Origin of the sequence: Bacillus sp. IT-79MI2, assembly GCF_949768135.1 — a bacterium.
Taxonomy (GTDB): Bacteria; Bacillota; Bacilli; order Bacillales; family Bacillaceae_G; genus Bacillus_A; species Bacillus_A pseudomycoides.
In genome coordinates this window covers 1-7,085 of the sequence record NZ_CATKPV010000096.1, presented here as the reverse complement: position 1 = coordinate 7,085, position 7,085 = coordinate 1, and the positions used below count along the sequence as shown (strand labels likewise).

The window sequence follows — 7,085 nt, the reverse complement described above, 5'->3', positions numbered from 1 at the left end:
GTGAGCTATGGATAAGCCTCGTTCCTCCATCATTTCCACCAGGTTACGGAAGCTCAAATTGTACCGTAGGTACCACCTTACTGTTAATAAGATGAGTTCCGGCTGATAATGCTTCCATTTGAACAAATTTTCCTTTTCCATATCGATCACACACCTTTTTCTAGAGTGATACTATCAGTATGTCCAAGTTTAGGAGATTACTTGCAAAAGTTTTAGAGTTTTTGCACCAGAACCGAGAATGTCGATAAGAAAACCACCTTATTTTGGCGGTTTTTTAATTTGTTTTACAATTTTTTAACATTTTTTACCTTTAATTTATACTAGTTTAATAACGTTTTGCTAAAATATTCTTGTATTTTACAATATATGCGAGGAGGATTTTTGTGATCAAAAAGATGTTGTGTAAAGTGAAAGGTCTTATTGGTTTTTTAGCAGTTTTCTTTTTAGTATTTACATCTTTTTCTTGGACTAGTTTTGCGGAAACAAAAGAAGAAAAAACAGAGAAAGAATCGTCAGAGAAGAAGATTGTTTTTCCGGTGTTAAGTGATGTACACATTAAAAATAGTGGAACGGATGATACGTTTCGTTTTCAAAGAGCGCTGCAGCAATTAAACGCAGTAGCTCCAAGACAAGATGCTTTTGTAGTTGTTGGTGATTTTACAGACAGTGGCTCGACGCAGCAGTATGATCGTTTCTTCCAAACTTATAAGCAATATGGAAATCAAAATGCAACTGCTATGTATGCTTTAGGTAACCATGATTATTGGAACGGATTATTGGCACATGATGCACAGAAACGTTTTCTAAAAAAAACAGGAATGGAATCTATCTATTATCACAAAGCTGTAAAAGGCTATCATTTTCTTGTGATGAGCCCGGAAAATGGAGTGACACATGGATATTATTCAGATACACAAATTAATTGGTTGAAGCAGGAATTAGTAAAAGCGAAGCAAGCTGATCCAAATAAGCCAATCTTTGTCTTTTTACATCAGCAAATTAAAGGAACAGTGTACGGGAGTCATGAATGGGGGACAAATGATAGTGCCAAAATTAATGAAGTCTTAAAAGAGTATCCACAAGCTGTAACGTTTTCTGGTCATTCTCATTATCCACTTGATGATCCAAGGTCAATTCACCAAAAAGACTTTACGTCTGTTGGTACATCATCAGTTAGTTATATGGAAGTGGAAAGCGGAAAAGTACAAGGAAATATTCCGTCGGGAGCTGAAACATTAAGCCAAGGTTTATTGGTAGAAGTAGACGATCAAAAAGTGACGATTCATCGCCGTGATTTTCATACGAACTCTTGGACAGGTGAGCCGTGGGTAGTTGAACTTCCAGCAAAGAAAGAATCTTTTAAGTATACAGAAGGTCGTGATAAGGAAAAGCCAGCATTTTTACAAGATGCAAAGCTGAAACTTTCGAATATAACAGAGACATCTGTGACAGCGACATTTCCGCAAGCTGTAGATAATTTACTCGTTCACTCATACCGTTTGCAAGCAAAAGAGAAAGCAACAGGAAAGGTGAAAAACCAGCTTTTAGCCTTCTCCGAGTTCTACCGGGATCCGGTGCCTAAAGAGCTGACATTTACATTAGGTGGACTAGAGATTAATACGGAATATAACATAGAAGTAACAGCATTAGATTCATTTGGAAATGAAAGTAGTGCTCCTTTGCGCGAAGAATTTGAAACGAATACAGAAGTAATTGATCCGAATGCGAAAGTACCGAAAGCAGATGTATTCGATGTGAACTTTTTAGATGGTACTTTTAAAGATTATTCATCGTTTGGTGCAAATGGAAGTGTAAAAGGAAATGTAGCAATTGAGTATGAGAAACCTTTAAAGAAACATGTAATGAAATTAAGTGGACAGAATAATACATATGGATATATTCCATTTTCAAATGAGCAAAAAGAAAAGGTAAAGAATTCCTTTACACTGGAAGCGGTGTTTTCTATGAATCAAATTCGCAATCAAGCAATTATGGAAAATACAGAAAGCGGTGGAATTGGATTTGAATCAACAGGTTCTGGTTATGTAGAATTATGGGCACATATTGGTGGCAGTTATAAACGTATTGGTGTACAGCTAGAAGCTAATAAAACATACCATCTAACAGGAACATATAATGGAAGTGAACTTGCAGTATATGTAGATGGAAAAAAAGTAAATAGTCAGCGAGTAACGGGGAAAGTTTATCATCCAAACGTACCATTTGCGATTGGAGCAGATCCAACAAGCTCTGGCAATGGCGATGTTCCATTAAATGGAAAAGTCACACTTGCAAGACTATATAGTAAGGCACTAACACCTTCTGAAGTGAAAGCGGCTTATAATGAGTTTAATAATCGGATAAAAATAGAAGAGATCCATAACTTATATGAAGAAATGAATAAGGTAAATGAAACATTGGCAGGTACTTACGAATTTGGAGAGAAGCCTGGTCAATATTCACAAAAAGCGTTTGCCGCATTACAAAAAGCATATAACGGTGCAAAAGAAACGTTTGAAAGAATGATGGTAACAAAAGAAGAAATCGTTACAATGTATCAATCGTTACAAACGGCACATCAAACCTTTTTACATTCTAAAGTGGCAGAAGAAAAGCCACAAACGGCGAAAGAAAAACTTCAAGTAAAGATTAATAGAGCAAAAGATTTCTTAACAAAGATACAAGTAGGAACAGAGGTAGGGCAATACATGAATGAACCAGTGAAAGCATTAGAGCAAAAAATACAAGTAGCCGAAGCAGCTGTACGTGATCAAAATATGACGAACCAACGTGCAGATAGTATGCAACGCACATTAGAAGATGCCACTGTGCTTGTTGAGAATAGTATAAACAAATAGGGCAGGGAAGAGGCTTGTCATGGACAAGTCTCTTTTGCGTGAGGATCATTCGGGACTTGAGGGGGGCACGGCAAGAATTCGTTCTTTTTTGAGCCACTCGCAAAAAATTCAAGGCAAATCCAATCATTTTGTTGAGTTTGCCTTGAATTTTAATTTTAACTAACCGCTTCCAGGGAAACTGGAATATCAAATTGTAGATTTTGCGGGAGTCGATCCGAATCTAATTTATATTTACCAAATCGATTCATATGAAATGGGTTCTGGTGCAAAGATAAAATAAAAGAGAATATAGCTCATATATTTCTAGTGGAATTCTATTTTATGCTGTAAGCCCAAACAATCGATGGATGAATTCTTTCTGGTTTTGGACAGACTGATCCCGTAAATCAATCTGTTCTTTTTTAATCATATGCATGGCTTCTACTCCTGCAAGAATAGATGTAGCTGTGCAAAAAGACTTGAATCCTAATATAGGAAGGACTCGCCTCTTAATGAATCGATGATCCTGTTCCACGATGTTGTTCAAATATTTTACTTGTCTTATTTGGATGCCTTCCGGCATCTTTTTTTCGTTTTTCAACTGTTGAATCGATACTGGATAGGCTGGATTTTTATCTACTGTTATTACACGAGGTCTGGTAACGTGTGAAAAAGCCAAGGCTTTTTTCAAGAAGCGCTTGGCTGCTTTGGCATTTCTCGTTTTACTTTGATGTACGTTTCATCGACTCTCCATGAATCATTTGTTGTTTTAAGATAATGTCGTACTTTCTCTTCTAATTGAGGTCCATATTGATGAACCCATCGCATAATCGTTGTGTGAGCTATGGATAAGCCTCGTTCCTCCATCATTTCCACCAGGTTACGGAAGTTCAAATTGTACCGTAGATACCACCTTACTGTTAATAAGATGAGTTCAGGCTGATAATGCTTCCATTTAAACAAATTTTCCTTTTGCATACTGATCACACACCTTTTCTAGAGTAATAATATCAGTATGTCCAAGTTTAAGAGATTCTTTGCACCAAAACCCGTATATGGGTTCTGATATATATGTTAAGTAGGATTTTAATGATTTTTAAAATTCTAATAATTAATTGATTAATTTTTCCATTTATGTAATAATTATAATGAAAGTACAAATAGTAGAAAATATTGGAGGTGTACATATGAGTATTTTAAAACCTTGTGTTAGTGAGTATCAAACTCGTGTAAATTCAGAACACGGAGAGACTTCACCAACAAAATAAGTAGCTTAAAAAATAAATGACTGACGAAGAAACGTCAGTCGTTTATTTTTTTATATTGATTTTAATTTATATAATATAGTTATATTCAGTTAGGAGATATTTATATGCAATTAAAAACAGCAGAAAATATACTTTATTTTTGGAAAGATGGTCATTTTATGATAGATGATTACATAAGACATGAACAATATAGCTTAGAACCTTCGATCTTTCCTGTTTTAAATATATTTAAAGAGTGGGTAAGTGTAAGTGAGGCAATAAACGGGTTATTAAATGATAATAGAATAGTATACACGCAAGAGCAACTAGAAGAAATAATAGAAACTTTATTAAAAGCTCATATATTAATTAAAAAAGGATCTCCAGAGGAACAAGAAGAGTTTTTGTTATCTAGCTGGAAAGAATGGGGTACTTCAGCTAAATATTTCCATTTTAATACACGATTACTTCATAAGGACCAATATTTAAATGTTAATCAAGATTATGAACGATTATTAGCAAAAAAAGAAAATGCTTTAGCACCTTCTTTGTATAAGATGTATGTAGATTCTGAAGAAATACCTTTACCATTACCGAATTTTAATTTAAGTGGTGACTTTCTAAATACACTTTTAAAAAGACAAACTGTTCGTTCTTTTTCGGATGATCCCATAACAGTACAAGAGTTATCTACAATACTTTATCTTGTTTGGGGAGCGCACTCTTGTAAAAGAGATATTGGAATAGGGAAAAACTTGTTTAAAACTAGTCCTTCGGGTGGTGCAAGGCATCCTATTGAAGTATATCCTTATATTTTTAACGTAAAAGGAATAAAGAAAGGTTTATATCATTACAATGTTAAAAATCATTCCCTGGATATAGTAAGACAAGAAGATATCTCAAGTACAGTTATTGATATGGCAGCTGGACAAGAGTATGTAAAAGGAGCAGCTGTTTTATTTTTCTATACAGCTTGTTTAGAACGACCTATGTGGAAGTATAAAAGTCCACGAGTATATCGTATTGTGATGATGGATGTGGGACATTTGAGTCAAACTTTTTATTTAGTAGCTTCTTGGTTACAATTAGGGGCTTTTTTTACAGCACATGCAAATGATGAACTTGTGGAAGAGATATTAGAACTTAACAAAGAGTCTGAGATCGTCTGTGGAATTTCTGGGCTTGGAAATATTAGTCGAGAAGCTGTGAATAAAGGAAGAGACTTTCGATTTAAGGGAGAGATTTAGAGTGTGAATGATTATAAAATTTTATTCAGGAATAAAAATTTAAGCATTGTATTATTTAGTCAACTGGTATTTCAATTAGGTATATGGTTTGGTACTATCGGTAATTTACGGTTTCTACAACTTCATTTGACATCTTCTTTTTTTCAAGCTTTTTTTCTTGTAATTGGTGGGGTTATAGGAGTATTAATAGGACCTTATGCCGGACGCTACATTGATTCGACGTCTAAAACAAAGGTATTACAATTAGTTGGTATTATGAGAATTATTTCGGTTATATGTATGCTCTTGGCTATCTATACAGATTCTCTTTGGTGGATGCTTGTGTATAGTATTGGTATTGGCTGTTCAGCTTCTTTTTTTAATCCAACGATTCAATCGATTATACCAAAGATTATACATACAGACCAACTTATAATGGTTAATGCTATTAATGTAAATATTGTAACTTTATCTCGAATATTTGGTGCGGTCTTAGCTGGTGTGTTATTAACTATTGCTCCATTATATACATTGTTTTTAATCGCTTTAATAGCTTATGTTCTTCTATATATATTAAATCAATTATTAGTTGTAAAAGAAGACGATTTTCAGAGAGGAACAGCAAAATCGACTTTTCATTTTAGAGAAATTATTCCGTTATTTCATAAAAATTATTTACTAAAAATGGTTCTTATCTTATCAATTATCCCTTTAATTTTCATTTCTGGTTTTAATTTATTTGTAATAGAAATTAGTCATCAAAGTAATTCCTCTATTATGGGTATTCTTTATTTTGTAGAAGGGACTAGTATTTTAATAGCTGGTTTTTTTGTTAAGAAACTTGTAAGATATAGCTTACAACCAGTAAAAATTCTTTTGTTGATTTGTTTTTTTATGGGGATTTCTCAATGGTTACTGTCATTTTCGATTATTAGTTTATCTATTTTTGCATTTGGTTTATTTGGATTAGCTTATGGAATTTTCAATCCTCTTTTATATACTTTTTCTCAACAAACGATACCTTCTGAGCTCCATGGAAGATTTTTTTCGTTGAAAACTATGTTAGATCGAACAGTATTGCAATTATTTTTAGTGCTTATTGGCTTTTTACTAGATTACATTGGATATCAATTGTTAGTAATGGCATTAGGAACGCTAACAATCGTTATAGTGATATGCTCATTTATAATTTATCGATTTCAAATAAAGAAATTAATAATACCAAATCAAGGAATAAATGAAAAAATATAAAGTATCACTAAGGGGATTTTGTTGCAAAGTTTTCGAAACTCAAGTACATTTTGGAAAAAGATGAACGGGAGCGCAACAAATGTGATATTTTAAAGGAAAACAATTCAAACAAGCTATTATTTTAGTAGCCGTCGGCTACTATTGTCGTTTTGCTAGGTCATCGGGATTTCAAACTCTCCGGCATGCTTCTCGTACAATAAAAGGCATTGAAACCATTCATGCCCTATACAAACAAAGGCGAAGTCTTCAAATAGGCTCCGCCTTTTGGGTGTATAACGAATTACAGGAATTATGGTTCTGGTGCAAAAACTTTAATATACGTGTAAGTAATCTCTAATACTTGGACATACTGATCCTATTACTCTAGAAAAGGTGTGATCGGTATGGCAAAGGAACATGTATTCAAGTGGAAACATTATCAGCCTGATGTTATCTTATTAACGGTAAAATGGTACCTACGGTACAACCTCAGTTTTCGTGATTTAGTCGAAATGATGGAGGAACGGGGCTTATCCATTGCTCAT

The 7,085-nt window shown here is 33.9% G+C and carries 4 protein-coding genes and 4 pseudogenes; 6 read left to right on the top strand and 2 right to left on the bottom strand.

Translation table 11 applies throughout. The features are described from left to right. Positions 1-141: pseudogene (locus ACM6HU_RS24115) on the bottom strand (IS6 family transposase); the annotation flags it as partial. Between the two features lie 254 nt (positions 142-395). Between ACM6HU_RS24115 and ACM6HU_RS24110 the strand changes: the two are divergent. Next, positions 396-2,858 carry a LamG-like jellyroll fold domain-containing protein gene (locus ACM6HU_RS24110; RefSeq protein ID WP_414848481.1) on the top strand — a complete coding sequence of 821 codons (2,463 nt, stop codon included), beginning with the start codon at positions 396-398 and terminating at the stop codon, positions 2,856-2,858. Between the two features lie 19 nt (positions 2,859-2,877). Next, on the top strand, positions 2,878-3,021 hold the full coding sequence (locus ACM6HU_RS24105) for a hypothetical protein (protein ID WP_242227441.1): 144 nt from the start codon (positions 2,878-2,880) through the stop codon (positions 3,019-3,021). 156 nt (positions 3,022-3,177) lie between these two features. Here ACM6HU_RS24105 and ACM6HU_RS24100 read toward each other — a convergent pair. Further along, positions 3,178-3,815 (bottom strand): annotated as a pseudogene (locus tag ACM6HU_RS24100) (IS6 family transposase). A 394-nt stretch (positions 3,816-4,209) separates the two neighbouring features. Between ACM6HU_RS24100 and ACM6HU_RS24095 the strand changes: the two are divergent. The 4 genes and pseudogenes from ACM6HU_RS24095 to ACM6HU_RS24080 all read left to right on the top strand — a co-directional run. Beyond that, entirely contained in the window at positions 4,210-5,331 is a 1,122-nt protein-coding gene (locus ACM6HU_RS24095; RefSeq protein ID WP_016113455.1) for a SagB/ThcOx family dehydrogenase, read from the top strand. Positions 5,332-5,334: 3 nt separating this feature from the next. Next, positions 5,335-6,561 carry an MFS transporter gene (locus ACM6HU_RS24090; RefSeq protein ID WP_016113454.1) on the top strand — a complete coding sequence of 409 codons (1,227 nt, stop codon included), beginning with the start codon at positions 5,335-5,337 and terminating at the stop codon, positions 6,559-6,561. 148 nt (positions 6,562-6,709) lie between these two features. Continuing rightward, positions 6,710-6,898: pseudogene (locus tag ACM6HU_RS24085) on the top strand (hypothetical protein); the annotation flags it as partial. A gap of 46 nt (positions 6,899-6,944) precedes the next feature. Further along, a pseudogene (locus tag ACM6HU_RS24080) lies at positions 6,945-7,085 on the top strand (IS6 family transposase); the annotation flags it as partial.

Excerpts from the sequence above, each read along its gene's own strand:
- ACM6HU_RS24110 (WP_414848481.1), top strand. The coding sequence starts at position 396 with ATGTTGTGTAAAGTGAAAGGTCTTATTGGTTTTTTAGCAGTTTTCTTT.
- ACM6HU_RS24105 (WP_242227441.1), top strand. The coding sequence starts at position 2,878 with ATGGACAAGTCTCTTTTGCGTGAGGATCATTCGGGACTTGAGGGGGGC.
- ACM6HU_RS24095 (WP_016113455.1), top strand. The coding sequence starts at position 4,210 with ATGCAATTAAAAACAGCAGAAAATATACTTTATTTTTGGAAAGATGGT.